The sequence below is a fragment of the Oceanicaulis sp. LC35 genome (assembly GCF_052055585.1).
Taxonomy (GTDB): domain Bacteria; phylum Pseudomonadota; class Alphaproteobacteria; order Caulobacterales; family Maricaulaceae; genus Oceanicaulis.
Window position 1 is genome coordinate 2042664 of the sequence record NZ_CP170485.1, and the last position, 24928, is coordinate 2067591.

Sequence of the window (24928 nt, forward strand, 5' to 3'; positions counted from 1 at the left end):
CGTTCAGGCCTTGCGGCCGTAAAACAGATATTCGCGGTTCCCGTCCCCTCCCCGGATCGGACTGCAGGTCTCCCTTTGGACCGGGATCAACGCCCGCGCAAAGAAAGCGCGGGCGTTTTCCTTTGCGCGCTCCACCGCCACTTCATCCTTCACGACCCCGCCCTTGCCGACAAATTTCGGCCCGACCTCGAACTGGGGTTTGAAGAGCGCGATCATTTCGCCCGCCTCCGCCAACAGCTCCAGTGGACGGGTGAGCACTTTCTCAAGGCTGATGAAGCTGGCGTCGCAGACCACAAGATCCGGCGCGGCGCCGCCGATCTGATCCAGCGTCAGCGTGCGCGCATCGGTGGCTTCCAGGCTGAGCACGCGCGGGTCCGCCCTGAGCGCCGGCGCCAGCTGATCCCGGCCCACATCGACTGCAATGACCCTGGCTGCGCCCCGTTCCAGAAGGACTTCGGTGAACCCGCCCGTGCTGGCGCCGACATCAAGACAGACTTTGCCCGCCGGATCGACGCCAAACACATCAAGCCCCTCCACCAGCTTCAATGCTGCGCGACTGACATAGGGGTGAGCCGCCTCGGCAATGACTTCGGCTCCGTCGGCTATGGTCTGGGAGGGTTTTGTCAGGGCGACGCCATTGACCACCACCTTGCCCGCCGCGATTGCAGCCTGGGCCTTCGCGCGGGTGTCAAAATGGCCGTGCTTCACAAGGTATTTGTCTGCGCGCATTCCCGTCCTCGCCTTCAGGGCGCTGCTTGTATCCACCCCCGACTGAAAAACCAAATCCCCGATTGAGTGACCGCAGTCATGTTTTCTGGCAGAGTCTGAGCATGACCGGATTACGAGACGCCAAAAAAGCCCGGGTGCGCGAGGCGCTTTATGAGGCCGCCCTCGAGCAGTTTCGCGCGTCTGGCTATGAAGACGCCTCCATCGCCGATATCTGCAAGGCGGCGGGCGTGGCCAAGGGCACCTTCTTCAACCACTTCCCCACCAAGTCGCACATTCTGGCGGACTGGTATGATCAGGCGATGCAGAGCGCTGATCTGAGATCGAGCGCCACCCCTGACCAGACGCTGCTCGACGCCTTGCTGCTGGTGGCGCACAACGCCGTCACCCTTGCCGGTCTCGATCCCGTGCTCTGGCGCGCCAAGCACGCCTATGCGCCCCAGTCAGACGATATCCAGCGCACCGAACGCGAAACCGATGACCGCGTCCATACCCGGATCACGGCCCGTATTCGCGCCGCGCAGGAGCACGGTGAAGTCCGGGCGGACGTTGAGGCTGACGCCCTGTCGGCGCTCTATGTCTCCACGGTCACCGGCGTGATCCGCCAATGGCTGAACACGGGTGAGAGCTTTGACCTGAAGGACACGCTGGAGGATCGAATCCGGACGATCCTGAAGCTCGCCAACGCCTGAGCGCTTGACTTTAAGCTCGCCTGGACTCAAAAGATGACCGTGGTCACTTTTGGGGTTTCACATGGTCCTCCTTCTCGCCTTCCTCTTCGCGCTCTTCAACGGCGCGGCATCCTCCGAACCCATATTCAACGAGGACGGGACGTTGGCCCCGCAGGCTGAAGGTGTCTGGTACAGCCGCGAGAAAGGCTGGATCCTCGATATCAACGACACCGGGATCACCCGCTGGCAGGACACGCCGCAAGGCTGCTACGCCAATCCGGCGCCCGATGACAGCACGCCTCTGATGGGGCAGCTGGAGTACCGCCTGTTCCGCGCCTCGCACGACGGCCAGTCGCTCAGCCTGAACTATCTGCCGGGCGACGCCTCGGCCCATTTCGAACGGCTTGACGCCTTGCCCCCTCGCTGCGGCAGCGACGACCTGACATCGGAAACAGCGATTTTTGACGTATTCACCAGCGTCATGGCCCAGCATTACAGCTTCTTTGACGCGCGCGGCGTGGATTGGGATGCGCTGGTCGCCCATGCTCGCCCACAAGTGCGTGACGGCATGGGTGAAGCAGCCTTGTGGGAAGTTCTGGACGGGCTTCTCGCACCGCTGGGCGATTCTCACACCAAGATGGTCGGGCTGGTGAATGGCGAGCCTCGGCGTGCGCAATCAGGCCTGGGGACCACCCTTCCCATGATCCGTGACGGCATGGGCGAAGGCGCCTGGCTCAATGGCCTTGTGGATCAACTGTTCAACGAGATGTTGGACCCCGGCGCCGAGCTGATCGCGGACCGGGTGATCGTGGGCGAGATCACGCCCGAAAGCGGCCAACCGATCGGCTATATCCAGATCTTCACCATGGGCGGGTTCACCACTGAGCACACACCCGGCAGCATTGAGTGGTCACAGGCCGAACTGGCGGCGCTGTCTGACATGCTCGATGACGCGCTCACCCGTTTTGCGGATCATCAGGCGGTCATTCTCGACCTGTCCAACAATCGTGGCGGCTATGACGCCGTCACCCGCGCTATCGCCGCGCGGTTCACCGATCAGCCTTTCCTGGGCTATCGCGTCAGCGTGCCGGGCGCCCCGGAAGCGGATCAGGACTATCCGATCACCCCTTATGAGGGCGTGCGGTACACCGGCCCCGTCTATCTGATGACCAGCGATGTGACCGTGTCGGGCGGCGAGATCACCACATTGATGATGCGCCAGCTGCCCAATGTCATTCAGGTGGGCTCAACCACGCGCGGCGCCTTTTCCACCCCGCTCGCCAAGCCCTTGCCCAATGGCTGGTATCTGGAGCTGTCCAACGAGGTGTTCGAGGACAGCGAAGGCCACATCTTTGAAGGGCGCGGCATTCCGCCGGTGGTCGCCTTTGACATCTATCCCGAAGACAACCCCATTACCCACCACAAGACCGCCATTGAACGCGTGGTCGGGATGATCGAGGCGGGCTAGGCGATCTCCACCAACGCCTCGACTGGACGACGCAACATGCGCGGGGCGACAGGCCCCCGCCCGACCCGCAGCACCAGATCCGGCCGCCGTCCCGGCTCGCCCATCAGGGCCGCCAGTTCAGGGCGTAGAGCCCCCACCTCGACCGGCTGGTTCAGGAAAGCGGTTTTAAGGCCGAGCACGGTTGCTTCCAGCTGCAGGCGTTGCGCGGCGCGGCCCGCCTCCACCCAGCCCGACGGCGTGGCTTCATTAGCCATCAGCACGATCAGGGCGGCGCTGGAATTGACCTGCCGGACGATTTTGGCGTTCTCGCCCTCCGCCGTGAACACTGTGGAAAACAGGCGCCGCCCCAGCCAGCCCGGCATTTCAGGATTGCCCGTCGCCCCTGTGAACAGGCCATCGCGCAGCCGGGCCGCCTCGGACTTGTTGAAGCGTATCCAGTCGCGCAGTTCAGCCACGAAGGCCGCGTCTGCGATCTGACGCCGATTGCCTTCAAGGATCAGCTCGGTCAGATCCGCCTTGCCTGAAGCGCTATCAAAGACAGCCACCGACACCCGCCCATCGCCTTCCGCCGCCGCCAGCAGGCGCGTGCGTTCCTCGGCGCTCAGGGCCGAACCGTCATACTCCAGCCGCGTACTTTGACGATGGGGGATGGCGGCGAAGCGTTCGCTAGGCTCGCTCGCACCGGGGCTCAGGGGCAGCACCAGACCATGGTCCAGCCATTCCACCTGACCACCCTGCCCTGCGGCTCTCGCGGCCAGGCTGAGATTTTCCGCCGCGCAGCCCATGGATGCGAACAGGTGGTGGTCATCCGGATCCACCACGGGCGTGCGCCGGTCGTAATCGGGGCGCAGGACAAGGGCGTTTGAGGACAGGACAAAGCGCCAGGGCTGGGTGTTGTGCCCGTTCGCGGCCAATCGCGCATAATGAACCAGCTGAAGATGCGTATGGGGAAACGCGCCCGGCGTGAAGTCGGGCGAGGCGCCCAGCTCAGACGCAATTTGCGCATAGCTGTCAGTACTGTCTGAACAGCCTGCTAAGGCGGGCGCAGCCATCACTGATGCAAGACCCAGCGCGCCACGGCGCGTGATCGACGCTCCCATGGGCTCATACTCCCTCTGGCGACGGCAGGAACTCTCCTGCCGCCCAGAAGTGCGGTCAATGAAAACAGAGGCGCTGCGACGCTATGGCCTAGGCCAGAGCCGCCGCCGCTTCCGCCTGACGGCCCAGCGCGTCGAGCACTTTGGCGGTGATGTGCTTGGCGTTGAGGCCCGCGGTTTCATACATGCCGAACGGGCTGTCCTGATCCTGGAAGATATCGGGCAGGGTCATGGTGCGGATCTTCACACCCGCATCGAGCGCGCCGTCTTCAGCCAGGAAGTGCAGCACGAAGGCGCCAAAGCCGCCCACTGCGCCCTCTTCAATAGTGATGAGCACTTCATGCTCGCGCACCAGAGAGCGGATCAGATCATGATCGAGCGGCTTGGCGAAGCGCGCATCGGCAATCGTCGGGTTGAGGCCATAGGCGGCAAGCTCGTCCGCGCTTTTCAGCACTTCGCCGAGGCGAGCGCCAAAGGACAGGATGGCGACGCCGGAGCCTTCGCGCACGATGCGGCCCTTGCCGATCTCGAGCGGGGTCAATTCCTTGGGGATTTCAACGCCCAGCCCCTCGCCGCGCGGATAGCGGAAGGCGCTCGGCCGGTCGTCGATCTCATTGGCGGTGGCGACCATGCGCGCCAGCTCCGCCTCGTCGGCGGCGGCCATCAGCACCATGCCCGGCAGGGCGCCCATATAGCCCACATCAAAGGCGCCAGCATGGGTGGCGCCATCCGCGCCCACAAGACCGGCCCGATCGATGGCGAAGCGCACCGGCAGGGACTGGATCGCAACATCGTGGACGACCTGATCATAGCCGCGCTGCAGGAAGGTGGAATAGATCGCGCAATAGGGTTTGAGGCCCTCAGCCGCGAGACCCGCCGCGAAGGTGACGGCATGCTGTTCGGCGATGCCCACATCAAAGGCGCGGTCGGGATAGGCCGCAGCGAACTTGTCCACGCCCGTGCCGCCCGGCATGGCGGCGGTGACGGCGCAGATTTTCTCGTCGGTTTCGGCCAGCTGGATCAGCGCCTTGGCGAAGACGCCGGTATAGCTCGGCGCAGCCGGTTTGGATTTTTGCTGCTCGCCGGTGACCACGTTGAACTTGGCGACGCCGTGATACTTGTCGTCGGCCGCCTCGGCGGGGGCGTAGCCCTTGCCTTTCTGCGTCACGGCATGGATCAGGATCGGGCCCTCGCCGGCATCGCGCACATTGCGCAGCACGGCGACCAGCTGGTCCATGTCATGGCCGTCGATCGGGCCGACATAGCGGAAGCCCATTTCCTCAAACAGCGTGCCGCCCATGGCCATGCCGCGCAGATATTCCTCGGCCCGGCGCGCATGCTCCTTCACGCCCAGCGCCTCGGCGACGCCGCGCCCGAGCTTGCGGATGGAGTTATAGTTTTTCGAGCTGACCTGACGGGCGAAATAATGGCTCATCGCGCCCACAGGCGGGGCGATGGACATGTCATTGTCATTGAGGATGACAATGAGGTCCTTCTTCATGTCCCCGGCATTGTTCATGGCCTCATAGGCCATGCCGGCGGACATGGAGCCGTCGCCAATCACCGCGACGACCTTGCGGCCTTCTTCGTGCTTGAGGTCACGGCCTACGGCGAAGCCCAGCCCTGCAGAAATCGAGGTCGAGGCGTGCGCGGCCCCGAACGGGTCGTATTCGCTTTCAGAGCGCTTGGTGAAGCCCGACAGGCCGCCGCCCTGACGCAGGGTGCGGATGCGGTCGCGGCGCCCGGTCAGAATCTTGTGCGGATAGCATTGGTGGCCCACATCCCAGATCAGGATATCGCTGGGCGTATCAAACACATGGTGCAGGGCGACGGTCATCTCGACCACGCCCAGACCCGCGCCCAGATGCCCGCCCGTCACCGATACGGCGTCGATGGTTTCGGTGCGCAATTCCTCCGCCACGGCCTTCAGAAAGGTGAGGTCGCGATTTTTCAGATCCTGCGGTGAGGCGATCTGATCAAGATGCGGAGTGTCGGGCATGCGCCGTGTCCTTGTTGTCTTGTTCTAATCTAGGCGTCAGGACTGCCGGGCCAAAACGAAATCCATCAGATGACGCAGCATGTCGGCGTCCTTGCCGAATACGTCCAGATGGGCCTTCGCCTGATCCGCCAGCCTGGCGGCCCGGTCACGGGCGTCCTTCACCCCGAGTATCGAGACGAAATTGGCTTTTCCTTGACCGACATCCTTGCCGGTGCGTTTGCCCGTCAGGCTCTCGTCACCTTCCGCGTCCAGAAGATCATCCACGATCTGGTAACACAGACCCAGGTCATGCGCGAAGCCCTCGAGCGCAATTCGATGAGCGCGGTCAGCGTTGGCGATCACCCCGCCCGCCTCGGCGCAGAAACTGATCAGGGCGCCGGTCTTCATGCGCTGGCAGCGCGTGATGATCCCGATATCGCTCTCTTCGCCCGCCTCAACGGCCATGTCGATCATCTGACCGCCCACCATGCCGCGCGGACCGGAGGCTTTGGCCAGACGCAGCACCAGCTCGGCGCGTACGGCGGCATTGTCATGGGTCTCAGGGTCGGCGAGCAGCTCGAACGCCTGGCTCTGCAGGGCGTCGCCAGCCAGCACAGCGGTCGCCTCATCATATTCACGATGCACCGTCGGACGGCCCCGGCGCAGATCGTCATCATCCATGCAGGGCAGATCGTCATGGACGAGCGAATAGGCGTGCACGCATTCCACCGCGCAGGCGGCGCGCAGCAGGGCCCGCTCGTCCGCGCCTACGAGGAACCCCGCCTCGATCAGCAAGAAAGGCCGCAACCTCTTGCCCGGCCCCAGCGCTGCATAGCGCATGGCGGAGATGACGCGTTGCTCTGGCCCGTCCGGGCGCGCCAGCAAGGCGTCCAGCGCCACAGTGACCCGGTCAGCGGTCTCGGTGAGATGCTTGTCAAAGGCGCTCATGATACTCGCGCTCCGTTCGGCGCATCCCCGTCTGCATTCAGAAGCAGGATCGAGCCGTCGGTATCGGTCACGCCCAGCACCAGCACTTCAGAGCGCACCGGACCGATCTGGCGCGGCGGGAAGTTCACCACCGCCAGCACGCGGCGGCCCACAAGGGTCTCGGGCGCGTAATGCACGGTGATCTGGGCGGAGCTTTTCTTCTCGCCAATCTCCGGGCCGAAATCGACCCACAGCTTGATGGCGGGCTTGCGCGCTTCGGGGAAAGGTTCGGCGCGCACAATGGTCCCAAGCCGGATATCGGTCTTGAAGAAGTCCTCGGGCGCGATGTCAGGCTGGACCGGTTCGCAGCTCATGCGCCTAGTCCAGATTCGCCGGTTCAGCGCTCAAAGCGCCATCGGCCTGCTCGACGATCTTGTCGACCTTGAGCTGGGCTTCGCGCAGGCGCGCCTCGCAATGAGCTTTCAGGGCCGCGCCGCGCTCATACATGGCGATGGACTTTTCCAGCTCCACCTCACCGCGCTCAAGCTGAGCGACAATGGTCTCGAGCTCTTTAAGCGCGGTCTCAAAGCTCATCTGGGCGATTTCGGCGGAGGGTGCGTCAGTCATCGCGACAGCCTTCTCATCAGGAACACGTGGCCCCCACAATCGCGAAAGATCGCCGAGGATCAAGCCGCCTGTGCGCTAGCGCTTCAGCTCATAGCGGCGCCAGGACCAGTATCCGTCCCCGCCATCGCGCACACAGGTCCAGCCCTGACGCTTGAGTTCAGGGCGCAGCATGCGATTGAACCAGCCATGGGCGAACAGGGCCACGCCGCCCGTCTGGGCCGCATCGACCAGTTTTTCAGCAGCCGCCGCAGCGCGCACTTCGGCCTGGGGACGGCTTTCACCATCCCGGGCGAAGCCCATCCACCATGAACAACGGGCGAACACGCCCCAGGTCCGCGCCTGCATCTTCCAGGGCAGGGACGGCGGCGGCAAAGGCGCTTCCACAAACAGGCTGTCGTGCTCGATCGGACGCTCGCCCACGGTCGCGCGCGCAGTTTCGATGGCGCGCGGCAGGGTGGAGGAATACAGCGTCTGCGCCAGCCCCGCCTGTTCAACCAGGCTTGGCGGCGACACCTGACCCGGCTTCAGCCCGGCGCGATCATAGGCCGCCCACCAGTCCACATAGCCACGCCAGTCCATCACAGCCCGGCGGTCCGCGTCAGGCTCGCCATGGCGTGCGATGATGATAGGGCCCGGCCCGGTCTGGCTGTCGGCTTTGGTCATGAACAGTCTTGAGCGATCCTGATGAACACGCGCTGACAGCCGCCTCCTCGCCCGGACGAGCCGGCTGCCTCTCACGCCCCCCGTCGTGAAAGCCGCGGCCCTCATGAGTCAAGCGTCAGGACTTGGTACCCGCCCTCCCCCCTCCGCACAAGCAAGGATGACGCGCCCGTGTGCGATGAAACGGCAGAGGGCTTTCAAGCCTTGGAAACAGCGGTTGTCTCAGGAAAAGAAACAGACACAGCGCCGTGCACGGGCCGCCGACCGGCGAGCCCGCACATCAACTGGTGATTCGCTCTGGACGCGACACACCTGAGCGTCAGGCTCAGCGGGCGTGTGAAGAACCGTTGCCGTTTGACCGCCCGGCATGGGCGGCCACCATGGAGGGCATCATTTCGAAGCCGGGCTCGAATTCGGAGTAATTGCAGGTGATTTCTTCGCCCGGCGCGATGTCGGCGATGGCGTAGCCATAGACGGAATCGCGAAAATCCGTGTTCGGGGTAAGCGAATGGTTCATGTGCCGGCCATTGTCGGCATCCAGCACCAGAACGCCCGGCTTGCCCGGATAGGGATAGGTGTAGCGGTCCACGAAGCGGCGAATGGATTCGGGAAGCGCGTCGATCTCGGAGAGCTCGATCAGCCGGTCGAACTCCGGCGCGAAGCGATAGATCATCTGGCCGGCGCGAATGGGTTCGGCGGCGAACACGCCGACGCCCTCGATCGCACTCGGTCCGACATAGGTGTCGATGAGCAACATGGGTCAGAACGCCCTGGGCTCCGCGCGTCGACGCGGATCAAGGATACAGCGCGGCCTGACTGGCAGGACCGACGCAGAGTGCGACGCTCCAGCGCCTATGATGCTCCATTGGGGAAAAATGCAAGCGGATTGTTGGCCGCGCGCCGGATGCACGCGGCCAAGTCCTTGGATTAATGCCCCAGCTGGACATCCATGATTTTGACGCCCTCAGGCGCCTTGGGCTCTTCAGGCACGAAGAAGTCCGGCAGCAGCTCTTCACCCGGGGTGACGCTGAACTGATCAAGATCGGTGACGCCCTCGCTGACGAGGAAACTGTCATCAATCAGGAAATTGCCGGTGAATTCGGACGCCGGCTTGGTGAGCACGCGATAGGCGGTCTCGGCCAGAATGTCGGGCTTGCGGCAGTTCTTGAACGCATCCTCGCCCGCCAGAACATTGGCGATGGCGGCGGTGGCGACCGCCGTGCGTGGCCAGATGGCGTTCGCGGCGATCTTGCCCTTGAACTCGCCCGCCCAGCCCAGAATGCACAGGCTCATGCCGTATTTGGCCGAGGTATAGGCCACGTGCGGGGCGAACCATTGCTCGCGCATATCCAGCGGCGGAGACAGCGCCAGAATGTGCGGGTTTTCCGATTTTTCCAGATACGGCAGCGCTTTCTGGGTGACGAGGAAGGTGCCGCGCGCATTCACCTGATGCATCAGGTCCCAGCGCTTGATCGGCGTGTCTTTCGTGGGCATCGGGAAGATGGCCGAGGCATTGTTCACGACGATATCGATGCCGCCAAAGGTCTCGACCGTCTTGGCGATCGCGGCGTCCACGCTGGCTTCATCGCGAATGTCGCACACCAGAGGCAGGGCTTTGCCGCCCGCTTTCTCAATGGCGTCTGCAGCAGTGTGGATGGTGCCTTCCAGCTTGGGATGAGGCTGGTCGGTCTTGGCGGCGATGACAATATTGGCGCCGTCGCGCGCACAGCGTTCGGCAATGGCCAGACCAATGCCGCGGCTTGCGCCGGTAATGAAAAGAGTCTTGCCCTTCAGGGACATGCTTTCCTCCCGCTCCTGAATGAAGCGAGAGAATAACACTGTTATAGGGCAAAGGACAGCCCCGCGAGCCGCGTGGTTAGATCGGACGCCAGACGCGCCAGCCCGGGCAGGTCATGCCTTCTTCGCGGCGGCAGGAGGCGAAGGTGAAGAGCACGGTCCAGGCCTGGCCGACCACCAGATCGCGATGGACATAGCCGATCCCGCGCGAAGCGCGGCTGTCGAGCGAAGCGTCGCGATTGTCGCCCATCAGGAAGAGATGGTTCTCTGGCACATTGAACGGGCCCACATTGTCCAGCAGCGCATTGTCGGACCGCTCGTAGATCTCGTGCACCTTGCCGCCCGGCAGGCTTTCCAGATAGACGGCGGCTTCCACCGGCGCACCTTCACGGTCGCGATAGCGCACCACGCCTTCAGGATCACGCGGGACCAGCTCGTCATTGATGTACAGGCGGCCCTCACGCATCTCGATCCGGTCACCGGGCAGGCCGATGACCCGCTTGATCAGGTTGATGCCCTGAGCGGGGTCGCGCACCACGACGACGTCGCCGCGCTTGGGGGTCGAGCCCAGAAAGCGGCCCGACCAGCTGTCCGGCAGGTGATAGCCCAGCCCCAGCGGCAGGGAATGACGCGAATACCCGTACGCGAATTTCGACACCAGAACGCGGTCGCCCACCTGAATGGCCGGCTGCATGCTTTCTGACGGGATATGGAAGGCCGCAAAGACGAACGTGACCAGCACGAACCAGACCGCCACAACCCCGGCGAGGAAGCGGATGGTTTCCCCGACTTCCGAAATCGCCTTGCCGCCGAAACGGCGCACGTGTTCATTCATTTCAGTTTTACCGCCGTTCCATAGGCGAGCACTTCTGCTGTGCCTTCCATGACCGCGGCGGTGGAGAAGCGGAAGGTGACAACTGCGTCCGCCCCCATCTCCTCGGCATGGCTGACCAGTCGGCCTAGAGCCTGCTCGCGCGCTTCGGCCATCAGCTTGGTGTACTCGCTGACTTCGCCCCCGACCAGATTGCGCAATCCGGCCACAAAATCACGTCCAAAAAACCGCGCACGCACCACACTGCCACGCGCAATCCCGATGACCGCCTCGACTTCACGGCCGGGAATATCATCGGCCATGGTGACGAGTACAGGGGCGCGCGTTGCGGGATGCTCAGGGGTGTTGCTCATGGAAAGCCCTTTTAAACAAACCTGTTAACCCAGCACACTGATCGCGCCACAATCACACGGAGAAAGTTAAAGATTAACTCGCAGGCCTCAGTTCACAATGCTTATTGGCGCCTGACAAGGTGACAGCTGACAGGGTCTTCACTTGACGCAACCAAGCGCGCCCGGCTGAGTTATAAAGGTCACAGATAAACGACCGGCAATTTGCGGAGATCCGGCATGGCCCCCACCGACACCTCCCCCCCGAACCCGGATGACGCGCCACAGAGCGCGCGGGACCAGAACAGCGACCGCGTGCTCGCCGTCATCAATTATGCGCTCCTGCTGGTCGGGATCAGTAATGGCGTCACTGTGCTGATCGCCGCCATTCTGGCCTATGTGCGCAAGGACAATGCCGATCCGTTGGTGAAGAACCATTTCCAGTTCCAGATCCGGACTTTCTGGTACTGGCTGGCCATGGTGATTGTGGGCGCGCTGACCTGGATCTTCCTGATCGGCATGGTGATCCTGCTGCTCGCCACCGTGTGGCTCGGCATCAGGGGCGTGGTGGGGCTGATCCGGATTGTCGACGGGCGTCCCCATCCCGACCCGACTGGCTTCTGGATCTAGCTTCGGCTTGACGCATGGCGCCTGGAGCGCCATCTCGGTTGCAGAGGACGACCTCCCCGCACTCGGGATCAGCATTCGGGACGGCCCGGAACCTGAAAGGTTTCGGCCATGCCGTGGATATATCTGCTGGGCGCAGGGCTTCTTGAAGTGCTCTGGGCGAGCATGATGAAACAGTCAGACGGACTGACCCGCCCCGTCCCGACACTGATCATGCTGGTGAGCATGGTGGCGAGCTTCGCGCTGCTGACGCTGGCCCTGCGTACCCTGCCGCTCGGCACGGGCTATGCCGTGTGGACCGGAATTGGCGCCGTAGGGGCCTTCATAGTCGGCATTATCGCGTTTGGCGACGCTCTGACACTCGGGCGCGTCCTGAGCGCGACGTTGATCCTGGCGGGCATTGTCGGCCTGAAACTCTCGACCGACAACGCCCACTAGATCCCGATCAGACGCTTTCGAGCACGGCTTCGCCCGGCGCGAACAACGGGTCGTAGCCGATCTTGATTTCGCCGAGCAGGCCCTTGGCGCCGGTCAGCACGCTCTGGGCGAAGACATTGGCGATGGCGATGCGCGCCTGCGCGTAACTGTCATCGCCATCGGCTTCCTTGAGCTTGCGCTGGGCGGCGACCGCGCCCACGCACAACAGCCAGCCGCCCGTTACATCACCGGCGAGCTGGAGATAGGCGGTGGCGCCGGCAAGCCGGTCCGCATCAGACGCGCCCAGCATGAAGGCGGTCGCCTCTTCCAGCGCGTCACAGGCAGGCTTCAGCGCTTCGGCGAGAACCGGCAGTTCAGGGTTTGAGCTGGTGATGCAGTCCTCGATGGTCTGACGCACATCCTCGATCAGCTCGCCCATGGCGGTCCCGCCATCGCGCGCCAGCTTGCGGCCTACAAGGTCGATGGCCTGAATGCCGTTCGTGCCTTCATAGATCGGGGTGATACGGGCATCGCGCAGATGCTGGGCGGCGCCCGTTTCTTCGATGAAGCCCATGCCGCCATGAACCTGAACGCCCATGGAAGCGACCTCGACACCCATATCGGTGCACCAGGCCTTGGCGATCGGGATCATCAGATCTTCGCGACGCTTGGACCAGGCCTTCTCGTCGGCGTCATCATTATGCTCACCGAGATCAGCCTCGACCGCGGCGTGGAAGCAGATCGCACGACCCGCTTCGATCTTGGCCTTCATCACCGCCAGGGAGCGACGCACATCAGGATGGTGGATGATGGCGTGCGGGCCATGATCGTCCATATTGATAGCGCGGCCCTGCTTGCGATCCTTGGCGTAGGCCAGCGCGTGCTGATAGGCGCGCTCGGCGATGCCGACCCCCTGCACGCCCACATTCAGGCGCGCCGAGTTCATCATGATGAACATGGCGGCCATGCCCTTGAACTCGTCGCCCAGCAGCCAGCCTTTGGCGCCGTCATATTCCATGGTGCAGGTGGGCGAGCCGTGAATACCCATCTTGTGTTCAAGCCCGATCGCCTGAACCGTATTGCGCTCGCCCGGGGCGCCATCCGCATCGGGGATGAATTTCGGCACGATGAACAGCGAGATGCCCTTGGTGCCCGGCGCCCCGTCCGGCGTGCGAGCCAGCACCAGGTGGATGATGTTCTCGGCGCAGTCGTGCTCACCCCAGGTGATGAAGATCTTCTGGCCTGAAATGGCCCAGGAGCCGTCGCCATTGGGCTCGGCCTTGGTGCGCAGCGCGCCTACATCGGACCCGGCGCCCGGCTCGGTCAGGTTCATGGTCGCGGACCATTCGCCCGACAGGATCTTGCCCAGATAAAGTTCGCGCTGCTCTTCAGAGCCGACGGCGATGAGCGATTCAATCGCGCCAAAGGACAGCATCGGGCCCAGGCCGAAGGCCATGTTGGCTGATTGCAGCATCTCCATCAGCGCGCAACCCAGCGCCTTGGGCAGGCCCATGCCGCCCATATCGGTGGGAAATTGCAAACCCTGCCAGCCGCCTTCAACAAACTGGGCATAGGCCTCCCTGAAGCCGTCCGGCGTCGTCACTTCGCCATCCTTCAGGGTGCAGCCCTGCTGGTCGCCGGAGCGATTGATCGGCCCCAGCACGTCGTTGGCGAGCTTGGCGGCCTCATCCAGAATGGCGGGCGTCAGGTCCGAGGAGAATTCCGGAAACGCGCCTGTGGCGTTCACGCTGTCGAGCGCAGCAACTTCTTCCAGGGCGAAACGGATATCGCGAACCGGGGCGCGGTAGCTCATGGTGAGGTTTCCCTTCCAGCATCAGATTTGGTCCGAACATAGCGCGTTTGCTGCAAAGCGGGAGTCAGCTGTCTGGGTTTTGGGCAGGACCGCGTGTCGCATGGCGGCTCAGGATCACGGACTCGACCTGCACTCCAGCCTCTCCAGCATGCTGCACATGCGCAAGCCGGGCCGCGAACGCCCGGGAAACACAGTTATCCGGCGCGCGCTCTAATCGCCGTTCGGTCCAGCCTGTATGGGTATCCGGCAACCCGGACAAAAGACCACACATTTTTCGGGGTTGATCCGCTTCCCCGAATTCATAACCGCTATAGACTGAGTATTCATACCGTAGCGGAGCGTTTCCGCTTCTGACTGGAGTAGGTCATGACCACCGCAACCGCGTCCTCGCGTTACACCACCGTCGCCATCATCCTGCACTGGCTGATCGCGGCCATGCTGATCAGCCTGATCTTCGTGGGCTGGTGGATGGAAGATCTGGGCGCCGCCGCGCGCGCCGGCGAAGTCAGCTTCGACTTCACCCGGGGCGTCTACAACTGGCACAAGACCGCCGGCATTCTGGTCCTGGTGCTCTCGCTGGTGCGTCTGGGCTGGCGCCTGACCCACCCCGCTCCGGCTCTGCCTTCCGGCATGAAGCCCTGGGAAGCCTTTGCAGCCAAGGCCATCCACAAGCTGTTCTATGTGGTGATGATCGGCCTGCCGCTGATTGGCTGGCTCATGGTGTCCAACAGCTCGCTGCCGACGCGCCTGTTCAACATCGAAGGCTTCAACCTGCCCGGCCTTCCGGTGCCTGACAGCGAGTTCCTGCATGAAGCGCTTGAGAGCGCGCACGGCGCCGGCGCCTGGGTGATCATCGTCCTGCTGGCCCTGCACGCCGGCGCGGCGCTCAAGCACCACATCATCGAGCGCGATGGCGTGCTGACCCGCATGCTGCCGTTCGTGAACGTGCCCAAGCAGAACGTCGAGGACTGATCCTTTCCGTTCCGGAAGCAGCTCCTTTCGTGAAGCGCGGCTTGTTTGCCCGTCCCGCCATCGTATCTGTGTGGCCAAAAGCGCGGCATTCAGCCCGCTTCGCAAAGGAGGCTCTTATGCGTACGCTTTCCATGATCGCCCCGCTCGCCGCCGCCCTGGCTCTGAGCGCCCCCGCCCTGGCTCAGGACTGGATTCTTGATGCAGAGGCCAGCCAGATCCGCTTTGAAACCCAGGCGTTCGGCGGATCGATTGAAGGGGCTTTCGAGGCCTTTTCCGCAGACATCACGCTGGACCCGGACAATCTGGACGCCGCGCATATCCACGCCGTGGTCCAGACGGGCTCTGCTGTGATCGATAATGCCGAGTATCTCGACACCCTGCGTGGCCGCGCCGGTTTGAACATTTCCAGATTCCCCGAGGCGGTCTTTGACTCAAGCCGCATTACCCGCGAAGGCGAGACCTATCGCGCAGAGGGCGCCCTGACGATCAAGGGCGAAGAGAACCCGGCGGTTCTCACCTTCACCCTCGACATCGAGGGCGACCGGGCCGTCGCGGATGGCCAGTTGCAGGTGATGAGCCGGAGCTTCGGCGTGGGCGCCAATGACTGGGATGGCGCGGGTGAAGAGGTCGCGCTTTCGCTTCACATCGAGGCCGACGCCGCGCAGCGCTAAGATTGCGCCGTTTCCGGGGCGGAGCTACCTAACAGGCATGACCCGCCCCGCCCTCCCCTCCAATACGCCGATCCTGAGCGCGACTGATCTCGCCGCGCTCGACGAGGCCGCGCGCATCCTCAAAGCGGGCGGCTGTGTGGCGGTTCCGACCGAGACCGTTTACGGGCTGGCCTGTGACGCCACCCATGCGGAAGCGGTGGCTGGCGTCTATGAGGCCAAGGGCCGCCCCAGCTTCAATCCCCTGATCTGCCATGTGGACACGATCGAGCGCGCTCGATCCCTGATCGCCCTCGATAGCGCAGGCGAGCAGCTCGCCGACGCCTTCTGGCCCGGCCCGCTGACGCTCGTGGCGCGCAGACGCACGCCCTCGCCGGTCAGCGACCTCGCTGCAGCGGGGCTCGACAGCCTGGCGGTCCGGCTGCCGAAATCTGACGCCCTGCGCGCGCTTGTCGCCAAACTCGATGCGCCGCTGGCGGCGCCCAGCGCCAATGCGTCAGGCACGATCAGTCCGACCACCGCCCAGCATGTGAAAGACAGCCTGAACGGCCGCATTCACCTCATCCTTGATGGCGGGCCCTGCCCGGTCGGCGTGGAGAGCACCATCGTTTCACTACTTGAGCCCGGCTCACCCGCGATTCTGCGTCCGGGCGGGGTTGCGCGTGAAGCGCTGGAAACGGTCTGCGGCGGGCTTGATCACACAGAAGTGACGAATCACTCCGCCCCCACCTCACCGGGTCAGCTCACCAGCCACTACGCGCCCAACGCGCATGTGCGATTGAACGCAACCGGGCCGCAAGTCGGCGAAGCCTATTTGGGGTTTGGCGCGCAACCAGAGCGCGATGATCTTGTATTTTTTAATCTTTCTCAAAAGGGCGACCTAGTCGAGGCCGCTTCGAATCTGTTTACTGGGCTACGCTGGCTGGATTCACTCAGCGACCGCATCGCTGTCGCCCCCATTCCTGAAACAGGTCTGGGCGAAGCGATAAACGACCGCCTCAGACGTGCGGCTGCAGAGCGTTAGAACAACTGCTCAAGGTTGCATTCAGACTCTGGATGATAAATACGCTCGCCATGAACAACGGTCTTTACATCGCCTCTTTCCGCACCCCGCTGGATGACGCCAAGGGCGTGATCATGATCCAGGACCAGAAGGTCATGGGCGGGGATTCCGGTATGTTTTACGTCGGCACGGTGTCCGGCCCCGACAATGATCTTCAGGTGAAGATGGTCGTGACCAACCATGACCCGTCGCGATTGTCCGTGTTTGGCGAGTTCGACAAGTTCGCGCTCACCCTGACCGGCAAGCGCGAAGGCGACGCCTATGTCTTCCAGGGCCGTGCGGACGCCGCACCGTCCATGCGCTTTGAAGCCGTACTGGAAAAAGCCGCAGATTAGTCGCGAACGCGGCGCATCGGCTCTTGTTCTATTCAATGCGGCGGTTGCACACTGCCGCCATGAGCACGAACACCCTCTCCCAGATCAAAGCCGCCCTCGACCCCAAAGCCTGGAGCGAGGATCCTGACGAGCTCGCCCCGCATGTGCGTGACTGGCGCGGGCGTTATCAGGGCGCCTCGCCGCTCCTGCTCAAACCGTCTACGACGGATGAGGTGAGCCGCATCCTGTCGCTGTGCAATGCGGGCGGCGTGACCGTCATCCCGCAAAGCGGCAATACGGGGCTGGTCGGCGGTTCGACGCCTCAGGGCGAGGTGGTGCTGTCGCTCAAGCGGATGAACCAGATCCGCACCATCGATACAGACAACGACTCCCTGACCTGTGAGGCGGGCGCCATTCTGGAAAGCGTGCAGGACGCCGCCAAGGCGCGCGGCAAGCTGTTCCCGCTGTCTCTGGGCGCGCAAGGCTCGGCGATGATTGGCGGGTTGATCTCCACCAATGCCGGCGGCGTGCATGTTTTGCGCTATGGCATGATGCGCGAGCTGGTGCTGGGGCTTGAAGCCGTGCTGCCCGATGGCCGCGTCCTGTCGGACCTGTCCGGTCTGCGCAAGGACAATACGGGCTATGACCTCAAACAGCTCTTCATCGGGGCGGAAGGCACGCTGGGCGTTGTCACCGCCGCAACGCTGAAGCTGTTCGCGCGCCCTGCCTCCACCGCGGTCGCCATCGCCGCCGTTGAAAGCCCGGCCCAAGCGGTTGAGCTTCTGGGCCATATGAAAGAAACCACGGGCTCGGTCGCCGCGTTCGAGCTGATGCCGAAGATCGGGCTCGATCTCGCCGTGCATCACCTGCCCGGCGCGCGCCATCCGCTGGATTCAGACCCCGCCTGGACCGTGCTGATCGAGCTGGTGAGCCCGGAAACAGACCGCGCCCAGTCCCTGATGGAAAGCGCGCTGGAGACCGCCTTTGAAAAGGGCCTCGTCTCGGATGCCGCTTTGGCGCAGACCGAAGCGCAAATGGCCGAGTTCTGGGCCCTGCGCGAGGGCATTCCCGAAGCGGAGAAAGCCCATGGCAAGGCCGCCAAGCACGATGTCTCCGTGCCGGTCTCGCGCATGCCCGCCTTCATGGAGGAAGCGACCGCGAAAGCCGAAGCCATGCTGCCCGAAGCCCTGATCATCGCGTTCGGCCATGTGGGCGACGGCAATGTCCATTTCAACGTGGCCCGCAAAACGCCCGGCTCGGGCGATGATTTCGTGGCGAGCTGCGCCCCGGTCACTGAAGCCATCTATGATCTGGTGGACAAGCATGGCGGCTCGATCAGCGCCGAGCACGGCGTAGGCGTTCTCAAGCGCGAGGAGCTGGCCCGGCGCAAGCCCGTCGAAGTGGCCGTGATGCGCGCCATCAAACAGACGCTCGACCCCAACGCCATCATGAACCCGCGGATCATGCTGGGTATAGACTGAGCCTATGACTCCGACCGGCTAAATTGATTGGCGCCGCAGGGGCTCGGCCCCTATCTCTGCCTCATACCTGACGGAGATGCCCATGCTGATTCTGCTTTCGCCCGCCAAAAAGCTCGACTTTTCCGAACGCGGCCATGCCCCGACCGCGACCCGCCCGGCCCTGATGGACCGGACGAAAGAGCTGTCAAAAACCACGGCGAAGCTGACGGCCTCCAAGATCAAAGCCCTGATGCATCTCAGCGATGATCTGGCCGATCTGAACCGCGAGCGATTCAAGGCGTTTGATCCCGACAGCACCGAGGGCCGCCCGGCGGCGATGGCGTTCAATGGCGAGGTCTATTCCGGCCTCGACGCCCCATCCCTCAGCTCTGAAGACCTGCAATGGGCGCAACAGCGCCTGCGCATACTGTCGGGCCTGTACGGTGTTCTGCGGCCGCTCGACACGGTCCAGCCCTATCGGCTGGAGATGGGCACGAAGCTGAAAACGCCCAAGGGCGGCAATCTCTATGATTTCTGGGGCGAGGATATCGCCAACCAGCTGAGCGCTGATCTGGAGGGGCATCCGTCCAAGGCCGTGATCAATCTGGCGTCCAACGAATATTCCAAGGCGGCGAAGCTGAAATCACTGGGCGTTCCGGTGATCAGCGTTGACTTCAAGGAAGAGAAGGACGGCCAGCTGCGCGCCCTGATGGTGTTCGCCAAGAAGGCCCGCGGCATGATGGCGCGCTGGATCATCGAGAACCGGATCGAGGACCCCGACCAGCTGCCGCAGTTCAATGCGGAAGGCTACCGGTTTGATCGTGACGGATCGACGCCGGACAAACTGCTCTTCACCCGCCCGCAACCGCCGAAGAAAAGCTAGTCCGCACCTGATATCAGGAGCGTTCCGGACTTGACGCGGCTACGAAATTCATCACCTGTTGAAGCTCTGCAATCCCCTCTTCTGGAGACCTGTCTATGAGCTCGATCCGTGTGGACCTGTCCGGCCATGCCGCCGTCATCACCGGCTCTTCATCCGGCATCGGCCTGCATATGGCCGAGGGTCTGGCGGCCAATGGCGCCGATATCGTGCTCAATGGTCTGGGTGATCCTGATGCGATCGAAGCTGAGCGCAAGCGTCTCGCGGACACCTATGGCGTCAAGGTGCTGTATCACGGCGCCAACATGCTCAAGCCGGACGAGATCGAGGATCTGATCGCGTTTACGTCGCGGGAGCTGGGCCGTCTCGACATTCTGGTCAACTGCGCCGGCATCCAGCATGTGGCGCCGGTGGACGAATTCCCCACCGAAAAGTGGGACGCCATTATCGGCATCAACCTCACCAGCGCCTTTCACACGATCAAGCACGCCGTGCCGGTCATGAAGGCTCAGGGCCGGGGCCGCATCGTCAACATCGCCTCCGCCCACGCCTTGCGCGCCAGCCCGTTCAAAGCGGCCTATGTGTCGGCCAAGCACGGCCTGATGGGGCTGACCAAGACGGTCGCGCTGGAAACCGCCGAAGCGGGCATCACGGTGAATTGCATTAATCCGGGCTATGTGAAGACGCCGCTCGTTGAGAACCAGATCGCCGACACAGCCAGGGCGCGCGGCATTTCCGAAGAGGAAGTGGTACGCGACGTCATGCTGGCCGCCCAGCCCACCAAGAAGTTCGTCACCTATAGCGAGCTGGTCGGTGCGCTCCTGTATCTGGTCAGTGATGACGGAGCGAATGTGAACGGCAACGCCATCACCATTGATGGCGGCTGGACCGCCAAATAGCGATGACCGGGTCGGCTTCCTCTTCGTCGACCCGCAAACGGTCGAAGACGCCCCGCCCCGTCTCGCTCGCCCTGCAAGGCGGCGGCGCCCATGGCGCGTTCACCTGGGGCGTTCTGGACGCCCTTCTCGAAGACGGACGCATCGCCCCCAAAGCCATCAGCGCCACCAGCGCCGGCGCCATGAACGCTTGCGCGCTGGTCATGGGCCGGGTGAGAGGCGGTGATGAAGGCGCAAGGCAGGCGCTGGATGATTTCTGGCGCGCCGTCTCACGCGCAGGCGGCGGCTTTCTGCGCGCGCCGGGCCTGTCGTTTTTCGCGCCCTGGCTGGATGCTCTGACGCGTCTCACCAGCCCCTATGACACCAATCCGTTCGGCTATGATCCGCTGATGGAAATACTGGACCGGCAGATCGACTTTGACGCCATCCATGACTGCGCAGAAATCCAGCTCTTCATCGCCGCGACCTGCGTGACCACCGGGCGCAGCAAGGTGTTTTCCGGCGACGAGGTGACCCGTGATGCGGTGCGGGCGTCAGCCACCCTGCCCTTCATCCATCAGGCGGTGGAGATCAAGGGCGAGCCATTCTGGGATGGCGGCTTCACCGGCAATCCGGCGCTCTGGCCGCTGTTTTACGCCGACGCACCGCATGACCTTCTGATCGTGCACATCAATCCGATGGTGCGCCCCGGCACGCCCAAATCGGCCGAGGACATCCTCAACCGCGTCAACGAGATCACGTTCAACGCCAGCCTTCTGGCGGAATTGCGCGCCGTCGCCTTTGTCCAGCGTCTGATCCGGGATGACTTGCTGAAGGATCCGCGCCAGATGCAGCTGCGCAATATGCGCGTGCATTCGATCCGCGCCGATGACGCGATCTCGGCCTATCCCGCTTCGAGCAAATATGAGACGAGCTGGAGCTTTCTGACCGAATTGCGCGACCGGGGGCGTGAGGCGGCGAAAGACTGGCTGGACACCAGTTCAGACAAGGTGGGCAAGCAATCAAGCGTCGACCTGCACGCCGAGTTCCTGAGCCAGAACCGCTAATCCTCGCCTTCGATCAGCCCCGGATCGTCCTCACGCACGCCATTCACCCGCTTTGAGGCCTTGCGCAGGCTCAGATAGCCCTCGGGCGGGGCCGTCAGGAAGGGCTGAGGGTCGGTCTCGGGGTTCAGCCAGTCCGCAAAGCGTCCTTCAGGAATGAAGACCGGGCTGCGATGGTGGATCGAGGCGATATCATTGCTGGCCGCGGTTGTGAGGATGGCGAAGCTATCCACCCGGTCCGCCCCCTCGCCCCAGCGCTCCCACACGCCTGCCATCACCATGGGCTGACCGTCGGTGCGGGTGATGTACCAGGGCTGCTTGCCCCCAGCCTCGTCCCTGGACCATTCATAGAAGCCGTCCGCCGGGATCAGCGCGCGACGACGCTGCAGCGCCTGTCTGAAGCTGGGTTTGTCGCTTGCGGTTTCCGCACGCGCATTGATCAGCGGCTTGGCGCCGTCCGGCCCGGTCTTTGACCAGTGCGGCACGAGCCCCCAGCGCACATTTGTAAGCCGAAAGTCGGCGGCCCGCCCCAGCCGGACGATCGGCAAAGCCTGTGTGGGCGCGGCGTTCCAGGTGGGCGGAAAGTTCAACCGATCCAGCTTGCCGAACAGGGCTTCCAGCTGGACGAGGCTCAAACTCATGACATAACGACCGCACATATCTGTCTCCTCGCCCTGTCAGCCTCAGAGGTCAAGCATGAAGCAACTGCCCCGCATCAGTGTCGGCCTTGTGGTCTGGCGCGAGGAGGACGTGCTGCTGATCCGCCGCGCCAATCCGCCCTTTCAGGGCTGCTGGTCCATCCCCGGCGGCAAGGTGGAGTTTGGCGAAACCCTGCATCAGGCCGGCCTGCGTGAAGTCAGGGAAGAGACCGGGGTCATTGCAAAGGTCGAAACCCTGATCGATGTCTTTGAATCCATCACAGAGCACGGCCATTTCGTGATGGCGGACTTCTCGGCCTGCTGGATCAGCGGCGAACCACAGGCGGGCGATGACGCGTTGGACGCCGCCTTCTTCCCCTTTGAGAAAGCCTGCGACCTCGTCGCCTGGGACGATACCCGGACGGCGCTCCGGCAGAGTGCGGAAAAGCGCATAGGATAAAGGTCTTATCCGCCTCGATAACGCTCAGTGCTTGACGGTCTGTTAGGAGGTTAACCCCCACCCTCACGAATGAATAAATACATGCCTGCGTATCGCAGATGAGGGCGAAGATGAAACTGACCTTGAGGCACAAATTGCTGGCCGCCTTTGCAGGCGTGGCCGCTCTGGTTCTAGTGGTAGGCGCATTCGGCGCCTTTGGCGCACGAACCATGGGTCAGATTTTTGATGATTATCGCCAGACAGCGCGCGCCAGCCTGATCTACAACGACATGAAATTGCGTCTGGAATCCGCCCGGCGCTCCGCCTTTATCTGGCGCACCAATCAAAGCGAGGAACACGCCCAGCGCTTTGACGAGCAGATCGAAATCTTCATTCACGACGCTGACCTGCAAGGCATGAATGAAGAACACGCCCATGCCGATGAATATCGGTCCTATTTCCGTGAAGCGATCAGCCATCAGCAAATTCGCGACGGTCATTACGCGACGCAATCCGCCATGGGCCCCCAATTGCGCATGAAGCTCAGCGAAGTCATGCGCTCCGCCTATACGGACGGCGATGTTGAAGCGGCCTATCGCGCTGGTCTGGCGCAGGAGCACCTGATGCTGGGCCGCTATTATGCGGAACGCTTTCTGCGCACCAATACCGAAGCGGATTCACAGCGTGCGGTTTCAGAGTTCGAGCTGGCTCGCTCCGAACTGGACGCCCTGCTGCTCGAACTGGAAAACCCGGCACGGCGCGCCCTCGCTCAAAGCGCAATCGATGAACTGGCGCAATTCGAAACCGCTTTCAGCGCAGCTGCTACAGCCATTTTCGACCGTAATCTCGCCCTGGCCGAGCTCGACCGGATCGGTCCGGTCATGGAGGCCATCGCGGAAGAAGCGCGGATCGAGAGCGTCAACCACCAGAACGAGCTGGGCCCGCGCGCCGAAGCCGAAGTGCGTCAGACCGAGCTGATGGTGATCGCCGCTTCCGGTCTGATCCTGATCCTGTCCATCGTCATGGGCGTTCTGGTTTCCGACGGTCTGTCAGGCATGATCCGCAAGATCACCGAGTCCATGACGAAACTGGCCGGTGGCGACAAGACCATCAAAGTCGCCGGAACCGAGCGGGCGGACGAAATCGGCGATATGGCGCGAGCCCTTGCCGTCTTCCGCGATCAGGCGCTGGAAGTGGACCGTTTGCAGGCCGAACAGAAAGAGGCTGAAGCGCGCGCCGCCAGGGAACGCAAAGCCGCCATGATGGATCTCGCCGATCAGTTCGAAAATCAGGTCGGGTCCGTCATCCAATCCCTGTCTGACGCCGCGCAGGAAATGCAGACCCGCTCCCAGATCCTCAACACCAATGTGGACAACACCAATGTCCGCGCGTCTTCTGTCGCAGCAGCAGCAGAACAGGCGTCCGGCAATGTCGAGGCGGTGGCGTCCGCCGCAGAAGAGCTGACAGCCTCGATCCGCGAGATCGCCGGACAGGTCGCCAATTCCGCCAGCGCCGTGCAAGCCTCCAATGCGCGCGCCGAGATCAGCAGCCAGCAACTCGACCGTCTCAATACCGCCGTCGCAGGCGTGGACGAGATCGTCCAGGCAATCAACGCCGTCGCCGACCAGACCAATCTGCTGGCGCTGAACGCCACCATCGAGGCTGCCCGCGCCGGTGAAGCCGGCAAAGGGTTCGCCGTCGTGGCCAGCGAAGTCAAAGCGCTCGCCACCCAGACACAGAAACTGACCGAGCAGATCGCCGACCGTCTGAACGAGATCGGCTCCACCTCCAATGACGCCATCTCCGCCACGCGGGACATTCTCGGCCAGGTTCAGGAGATTGACCGGACGACCCAGGCGCTCTCCGCCGCCGTCGAAGAGCAAAGCGCGGCGACGGGCGAAATCTCCGCCAATGCCCAGCAGGCGGCGGAAGGCGCCCGGACTGTCACCAGCGACATCACCGACATTCAGGGTTCGGTTCAGAAAACCTCCACCGTGTCCGATGAAGTGAGCACCGCCGCCAGCGCGCTGAAATCCAATTCGGAACATCTGCGCACTGAAGTCCAGCGCTTCCTGAGCACGGTTCGCGCGGCCTGACGCGCCGAAAGGCCTTGAATTCGCCCTGTTCAGCGTACAGGAACAGGGGATGATCTTGAGACCGCTCCTTCTGGCCCTCGGGCTGACGCTCATCCTTGCCCCGCTCAGCGAGGCGCAGACGATCCGTCGCCCTCCGGGCTATGAAGACCCGTATCCGGTGGAATCCCTGGCGCGGGTGATGGGCGAGATGCACTATCTCGATTTCGCCTGCAAAGGCCGCCAGTCTCAGGCCTGGCGCGACGCCATGGTCGAATTGCTCGACCATGAAGCCCCCACGCGCGGCAGCTATCGGCAACGGCTCGTCGACCGGTTCAATGAAGGTTTCCGCATTCAGGAACGCCGCTCGCCGCGCTGTGGCGCGGAAGAGGAAATGGTCCGCCAGAGCCTCGCCATCGAAGGCGAAGCCCTGAGCGAGCAATTGCGCCGGACCTATCTGAACTGAAGCACGCCCGGACACCGTCCGCCCGCACCCGACGCCGAATAATTATAT

General features: G+C 63.2%; 28 protein-coding genes. 15 read left to right on the forward strand and 13 right to left on the reverse strand.

All coding sequences use genetic code 11. The annotated features are described in order from the left end of the window. Nucleotides 1-3: 3 nt before the first annotated feature. Nucleotides 4-729, reverse strand: a complete 726-nt coding sequence (locus ACFELO_RS09800) for a TlyA family RNA methyltransferase (protein ID WP_440957584.1) — start codon at nucleotides 727-729, stop codon at nucleotides 4-6. A gap of 101 nt (nucleotides 730-830) precedes the next feature. Here ACFELO_RS09800 and ACFELO_RS09805 point away from each other — a divergent pair, with 101 nt between their 5' ends. Together ACFELO_RS09805 and ACFELO_RS09810 are read left to right on the forward strand one after the other, a co-directional pair. Further along, nucleotides 831-1418 (forward strand): TetR/AcrR family transcriptional regulator, encoded by a 588-nt coding sequence (locus ACFELO_RS09805; RefSeq protein WP_440957585.1) that lies wholly within the window; start codon nucleotides 831-833, stop codon nucleotides 1416-1418. Nucleotides 1419-1479: 61 nt separating this feature from the next. Then, the gene (locus ACFELO_RS09810) at nucleotides 1480-2865 is read left to right on the forward strand and encodes a S41 family peptidase (RefSeq protein WP_440957586.1); all 1386 of its coding nucleotides are present in this window, start codon (nucleotides 1480-1482) and stop codon (nucleotides 2863-2865) included. Here the strand turns inward: ACFELO_RS09810 and ACFELO_RS09815 are convergent. The 10 genes from ACFELO_RS09815 to ACFELO_RS09860 all read right to left on the reverse strand — a co-directional run bounded on the left by ACFELO_RS09815 (nucleotide 2862) and on the right by ACFELO_RS09860 (nucleotide 11136). Beyond that, complete coding sequence (locus ACFELO_RS09815) at nucleotides 2862-3965, reverse strand: Acg family FMN-binding oxidoreductase (RefSeq protein WP_440957587.1); 1104 nt, start codon at nucleotides 3963-3965, stop codon at nucleotides 2862-2864. The two genes, ACFELO_RS09810 and ACFELO_RS09815, sit on opposite strands and share 4 nt — an antisense overlap. A gap of 88 nt (nucleotides 3966-4053) precedes the next feature. After that, nucleotides 4054-5961: a 1-deoxy-D-xylulose-5-phosphate synthase gene (gene dxs / locus ACFELO_RS09820; RefSeq protein WP_440957588.1), complete on the reverse strand. Its 1908-nt coding sequence runs from the start codon at nucleotides 5959-5961 to the stop codon at nucleotides 4054-4056. A 36-nt stretch (nucleotides 5962-5997) separates the two neighbouring features. Further along, nucleotides 5998-6888, reverse strand: a complete 891-nt coding sequence (locus tag ACFELO_RS09825) for a polyprenyl synthetase family protein (RefSeq protein ID WP_440957589.1) — start codon at nucleotides 6886-6888, stop codon at nucleotides 5998-6000. Further along, nucleotides 6885-7241, reverse strand: coding sequence for a tRNA-binding protein (locus ACFELO_RS09830; RefSeq protein ID WP_440957590.1), 357 nt, complete (start codon nucleotides 7239-7241; stop codon nucleotides 6885-6887). The genes ACFELO_RS09825 and ACFELO_RS09830 overlap by 4 nt, the downstream gene beginning before the upstream one ends. A gap of 4 nt (nucleotides 7242-7245) precedes the next feature. Then, complete coding sequence (locus ACFELO_RS09835; protein WP_440957591.1) at nucleotides 7246-7494, reverse strand: exodeoxyribonuclease VII small subunit; 249 nt, start codon at nucleotides 7492-7494, stop codon at nucleotides 7246-7248. A 75-nt stretch (nucleotides 7495-7569) separates the two neighbouring features. Continuing rightward, on the reverse strand, nucleotides 7570-8157 hold the full coding sequence (locus ACFELO_RS09840; RefSeq protein WP_440957592.1) for a histidine phosphatase family protein: 588 nt from the start codon (nucleotides 8155-8157) through the stop codon (nucleotides 7570-7572). A gap of 322 nt (nucleotides 8158-8479) precedes the next feature. Continuing rightward, nucleotides 8480-8911 (reverse strand): SET domain-containing protein, encoded by a 432-nt coding sequence (locus ACFELO_RS09845; RefSeq protein ID WP_440957593.1) that lies wholly within the window; start codon nucleotides 8909-8911, stop codon nucleotides 8480-8482. Nucleotides 8912-9081: 170 nt separating this feature from the next. Next, on the reverse strand, nucleotides 9082-9954 hold the full coding sequence (locus ACFELO_RS09850) for an SDR family oxidoreductase (protein ID WP_440957594.1): 873 nt from the start codon (nucleotides 9952-9954) through the stop codon (nucleotides 9082-9084). A gap of 76 nt (nucleotides 9955-10030) precedes the next feature. Continuing rightward, entirely contained in the window at nucleotides 10031-10786 is a 756-nt protein-coding gene (gene lepB / locus ACFELO_RS09855; protein WP_440957595.1) for a signal peptidase I, read from the reverse strand. After that, nucleotides 10783-11136, reverse strand: a complete 354-nt coding sequence (locus ACFELO_RS09860; protein WP_306016017.1) for a YbjQ family protein — start codon at nucleotides 11134-11136, stop codon at nucleotides 10783-10785. Before ACFELO_RS09860 ends, lepB begins: the two co-directional genes overlap by 4 nt. A gap of 216 nt (nucleotides 11137-11352) precedes the next feature. Here ACFELO_RS09860 and ACFELO_RS09865 point away from each other — a divergent pair, with 216 nt between their 5' ends. Both ACFELO_RS09865 and ACFELO_RS09870 read left to right on the forward strand, forming a co-directional pair. Continuing rightward, a complete protein-coding gene (locus ACFELO_RS09865; RefSeq protein ID WP_440957596.1) occupies nucleotides 11353-11742 on the forward strand; it encodes a DUF4870 family protein in 390 nt (129 codons plus the stop codon). A 108-nt stretch (nucleotides 11743-11850) separates the two neighbouring features. Next, entirely contained in the window at nucleotides 11851-12177 is a 327-nt protein-coding gene (locus tag ACFELO_RS09870; RefSeq protein WP_440957597.1) for a DMT family transporter, read from the forward strand. A 7-nt stretch (nucleotides 12178-12184) separates the two neighbouring features. Here ACFELO_RS09870 and ACFELO_RS09875 read toward each other — a convergent pair whose 3' ends face one another. Further along, nucleotides 12185-13969 (reverse strand): acyl-CoA dehydrogenase, encoded by a 1785-nt coding sequence (locus ACFELO_RS09875; RefSeq protein WP_440957598.1) that lies wholly within the window; start codon nucleotides 13967-13969, stop codon nucleotides 12185-12187. 366 nt (nucleotides 13970-14335) lie between these two features. Between ACFELO_RS09875 and ACFELO_RS09880 the strand changes: the two genes are divergently transcribed. From ACFELO_RS09880 to ACFELO_RS09915, 8 genes are all read left to right on the forward strand, one after another. Next, on the forward strand, nucleotides 14336-14941 hold the full coding sequence (locus ACFELO_RS09880) for a cytochrome b (protein WP_440957599.1): 606 nt from the start codon (nucleotides 14336-14338) through the stop codon (nucleotides 14939-14941). A 116-nt stretch (nucleotides 14942-15057) separates the two neighbouring features. Then, a complete protein-coding gene (locus ACFELO_RS09885; RefSeq protein ID WP_440957600.1) occupies nucleotides 15058-15612 on the forward strand; it encodes a YceI family protein in 555 nt (184 codons plus the stop codon). Nucleotides 15613-15649: 37 nt separating this feature from the next. Further along, nucleotides 15650-16633, forward strand: a complete 984-nt coding sequence (locus ACFELO_RS09890) for an L-threonylcarbamoyladenylate synthase (RefSeq protein WP_440957601.1) — start codon at nucleotides 15650-15652, stop codon at nucleotides 16631-16633. A 50-nt stretch (nucleotides 16634-16683) separates the two neighbouring features. Then, nucleotides 16684-17007, forward strand: coding sequence for a GrlR family regulatory protein (locus ACFELO_RS09895; RefSeq protein ID WP_440957602.1), 324 nt, complete (start codon nucleotides 16684-16686; stop codon nucleotides 17005-17007). A 59-nt stretch (nucleotides 17008-17066) separates the two neighbouring features. Then, nucleotides 17067-18467 carry an FAD-binding oxidoreductase gene (locus ACFELO_RS09900; RefSeq protein ID WP_440957603.1) on the forward strand — a complete coding sequence of 467 codons (1401 nt, stop codon included), beginning with the start codon at nucleotides 17067-17069 and terminating at the stop codon, nucleotides 18465-18467. Nucleotides 18468-18549: 82 nt separating this feature from the next. Next, a complete protein-coding gene (yaaA, locus tag ACFELO_RS09905) occupies nucleotides 18550-19329 on the forward strand; it encodes a peroxide stress protein YaaA (protein WP_440957604.1) in 780 nt (259 codons plus the stop codon). Between the two features lie 95 nt (nucleotides 19330-19424). Next, nucleotides 19425-20225, forward strand: a complete 801-nt coding sequence (locus ACFELO_RS09910) for a 3-hydroxybutyrate dehydrogenase (protein ID WP_440957605.1) — start codon at nucleotides 19425-19427, stop codon at nucleotides 20223-20225. 2 nt (nucleotides 20226-20227) lie between these two features. Further along, entirely contained in the window at nucleotides 20228-21268 is a 1041-nt protein-coding gene (locus tag ACFELO_RS09915) for a patatin-like phospholipase family protein (protein ID WP_440957606.1), read from the forward strand. Here ACFELO_RS09915 and ACFELO_RS09920 read toward each other — a convergent pair. Then, nucleotides 21265-21924, reverse strand: a complete 660-nt coding sequence (locus ACFELO_RS09920) for an SOS response-associated peptidase (protein ID WP_440957607.1) — start codon at nucleotides 21922-21924, stop codon at nucleotides 21265-21267. The two genes, ACFELO_RS09915 and ACFELO_RS09920, sit on opposite strands and share 4 nt — an antisense overlap. Before the next feature lie 37 nt (nucleotides 21925-21961). On the opposite strand from ACFELO_RS09920, the gene ACFELO_RS09925 reads away from it, so the two are divergent. The 3 genes from ACFELO_RS09925 (at nucleotide 21962) to ACFELO_RS09935 (ending at nucleotide 24880) form a co-directional block, all read left to right on the forward strand. Continuing rightward, nucleotides 21962-22363 carry an NUDIX hydrolase gene (locus ACFELO_RS09925; RefSeq protein WP_440957608.1) on the forward strand — a complete coding sequence of 134 codons (402 nt, stop codon included), beginning with the start codon at nucleotides 21962-21964 and terminating at the stop codon, nucleotides 22361-22363. Nucleotides 22364-22473: 110 nt separating this feature from the next. After that, on the forward strand, nucleotides 22474-24438 hold the full coding sequence (locus tag ACFELO_RS09930; RefSeq protein ID WP_440957609.1) for a methyl-accepting chemotaxis protein: 1965 nt from the start codon (nucleotides 22474-22476) through the stop codon (nucleotides 24436-24438). Nucleotides 24439-24487: 49 nt separating this feature from the next. Next, on the forward strand, nucleotides 24488-24880 hold the full coding sequence (locus tag ACFELO_RS09935; protein WP_440957610.1) for a TIGR02301 family protein: 393 nt from the start codon (nucleotides 24488-24490) through the stop codon (nucleotides 24878-24880). Nucleotides 24881-24928 lie beyond the last annotated feature (48 nt).

Bases quoted from the DNA above. Each gene is read 5' to 3' on its own strand.
- ACFELO_RS09800 (WP_440957584.1), bottom strand. From the start codon at position 729: ATGCGCGCAGACAAATACCTTGTGAAGCACGGCCATTTTGACACCCGC.
- ACFELO_RS09805 (WP_440957585.1), top strand. From the start codon at position 831: ATGACCGGATTACGAGACGCCAAAAAAGCCCGGGTGCGCGAGGCGCTT.
- ACFELO_RS09810 (WP_440957586.1), top strand. From the start codon at position 1,480: ATGGTCCTCCTTCTCGCCTTCCTCTTCGCGCTCTTCAACGGCGCGGCA.
- ACFELO_RS09815 (WP_440957587.1), bottom strand. From the start codon at position 3,965: ATGGGAGCGTCGATCACGCGCCGTGGCGCGCTGGGTCTTGCATCAGTG.
- dxs (WP_440957588.1), bottom strand. From the start codon at position 5,961: ATGCCCGACACTCCGCATCTTGATCAGATCGCCTCACCGCAGGATCTG.
- ACFELO_RS09825 (WP_440957589.1), bottom strand. From the start codon at position 6,888: ATGAGCGCCTTTGACAAGCATCTCACCGAGACCGCTGACCGGGTCACT.
- ACFELO_RS09830 (WP_440957590.1), bottom strand. From the start codon at position 7,241: ATGAGCTGCGAACCGGTCCAGCCTGACATCGCGCCCGAGGACTTCTTC.
- ACFELO_RS09835 (WP_440957591.1), bottom strand. From the start codon at position 7,494: ATGACTGACGCACCCTCCGCCGAAATCGCCCAGATGAGCTTTGAGACC.
- ACFELO_RS09840 (WP_440957592.1), bottom strand. From the start codon at position 8,157: ATGACCAAAGCCGACAGCCAGACCGGGCCGGGCCCTATCATCATCGCA.
- ACFELO_RS09845 (WP_440957593.1), bottom strand. From the start codon at position 8,911: ATGTTGCTCATCGACACCTATGTCGGACCGAGTGCGATCGAGGGCGTC.
- ACFELO_RS09850 (WP_440957594.1), bottom strand. From the start codon at position 9,954: ATGTCCCTGAAGGGCAAGACTCTTTTCATTACCGGCGCAAGCCGCGGC.
- lepB (WP_440957595.1), bottom strand. From the start codon at position 10,786: ATGAATGAACACGTGCGCCGTTTCGGCGGCAAGGCGATTTCGGAAGTC.
- ACFELO_RS09860 (WP_306016017.1), bottom strand. From the start codon at position 11,136: ATGAGCAACACCCCTGAGCATCCCGCAACGCGCGCCCCTGTACTCGTC.
- ACFELO_RS09865 (WP_440957596.1), top strand. From the start codon at position 11,353: ATGGCCCCCACCGACACCTCCCCCCCGAACCCGGATGACGCGCCACAG.
- ACFELO_RS09870 (WP_440957597.1), top strand. From the start codon at position 11,851: ATGCCGTGGATATATCTGCTGGGCGCAGGGCTTCTTGAAGTGCTCTGG.
- ACFELO_RS09875 (WP_440957598.1), bottom strand. From the start codon at position 13,969: ATGAGCTACCGCGCCCCGGTTCGCGATATCCGTTTCGCCCTGGAAGAA.
- ACFELO_RS09880 (WP_440957599.1), top strand. From the start codon at position 14,336: ATGACCACCGCAACCGCGTCCTCGCGTTACACCACCGTCGCCATCATC.
- ACFELO_RS09885 (WP_440957600.1), top strand. From the start codon at position 15,058: ATGCGTACGCTTTCCATGATCGCCCCGCTCGCCGCCGCCCTGGCTCTG.
- ACFELO_RS09890 (WP_440957601.1), top strand. From the start codon at position 15,650: ATGACCCGCCCCGCCCTCCCCTCCAATACGCCGATCCTGAGCGCGACT.
- ACFELO_RS09895 (WP_440957602.1), top strand. From the start codon at position 16,684: ATGAACAACGGTCTTTACATCGCCTCTTTCCGCACCCCGCTGGATGAC.
- ACFELO_RS09900 (WP_440957603.1), top strand. From the start codon at position 17,067: ATGAGCACGAACACCCTCTCCCAGATCAAAGCCGCCCTCGACCCCAAA.
- yaaA (WP_440957604.1), top strand. From the start codon at position 18,550: ATGCTGATTCTGCTTTCGCCCGCCAAAAAGCTCGACTTTTCCGAACGC.
- ACFELO_RS09910 (WP_440957605.1), top strand. From the start codon at position 19,425: ATGAGCTCGATCCGTGTGGACCTGTCCGGCCATGCCGCCGTCATCACC.
- ACFELO_RS09915 (WP_440957606.1), top strand. From the start codon at position 20,228: ATGACCGGGTCGGCTTCCTCTTCGTCGACCCGCAAACGGTCGAAGACG.
- ACFELO_RS09920 (WP_440957607.1), bottom strand. From the start codon at position 21,924: ATGTGCGGTCGTTATGTCATGAGTTTGAGCCTCGTCCAGCTGGAAGCC.
- ACFELO_RS09925 (WP_440957608.1), top strand. From the start codon at position 21,962: ATGAAGCAACTGCCCCGCATCAGTGTCGGCCTTGTGGTCTGGCGCGAG.
- ACFELO_RS09930 (WP_440957609.1), top strand. From the start codon at position 22,474: ATGAAACTGACCTTGAGGCACAAATTGCTGGCCGCCTTTGCAGGCGTG.
- ACFELO_RS09935 (WP_440957610.1), top strand. From the start codon at position 24,488: ATGATCTTGAGACCGCTCCTTCTGGCCCTCGGGCTGACGCTCATCCTT.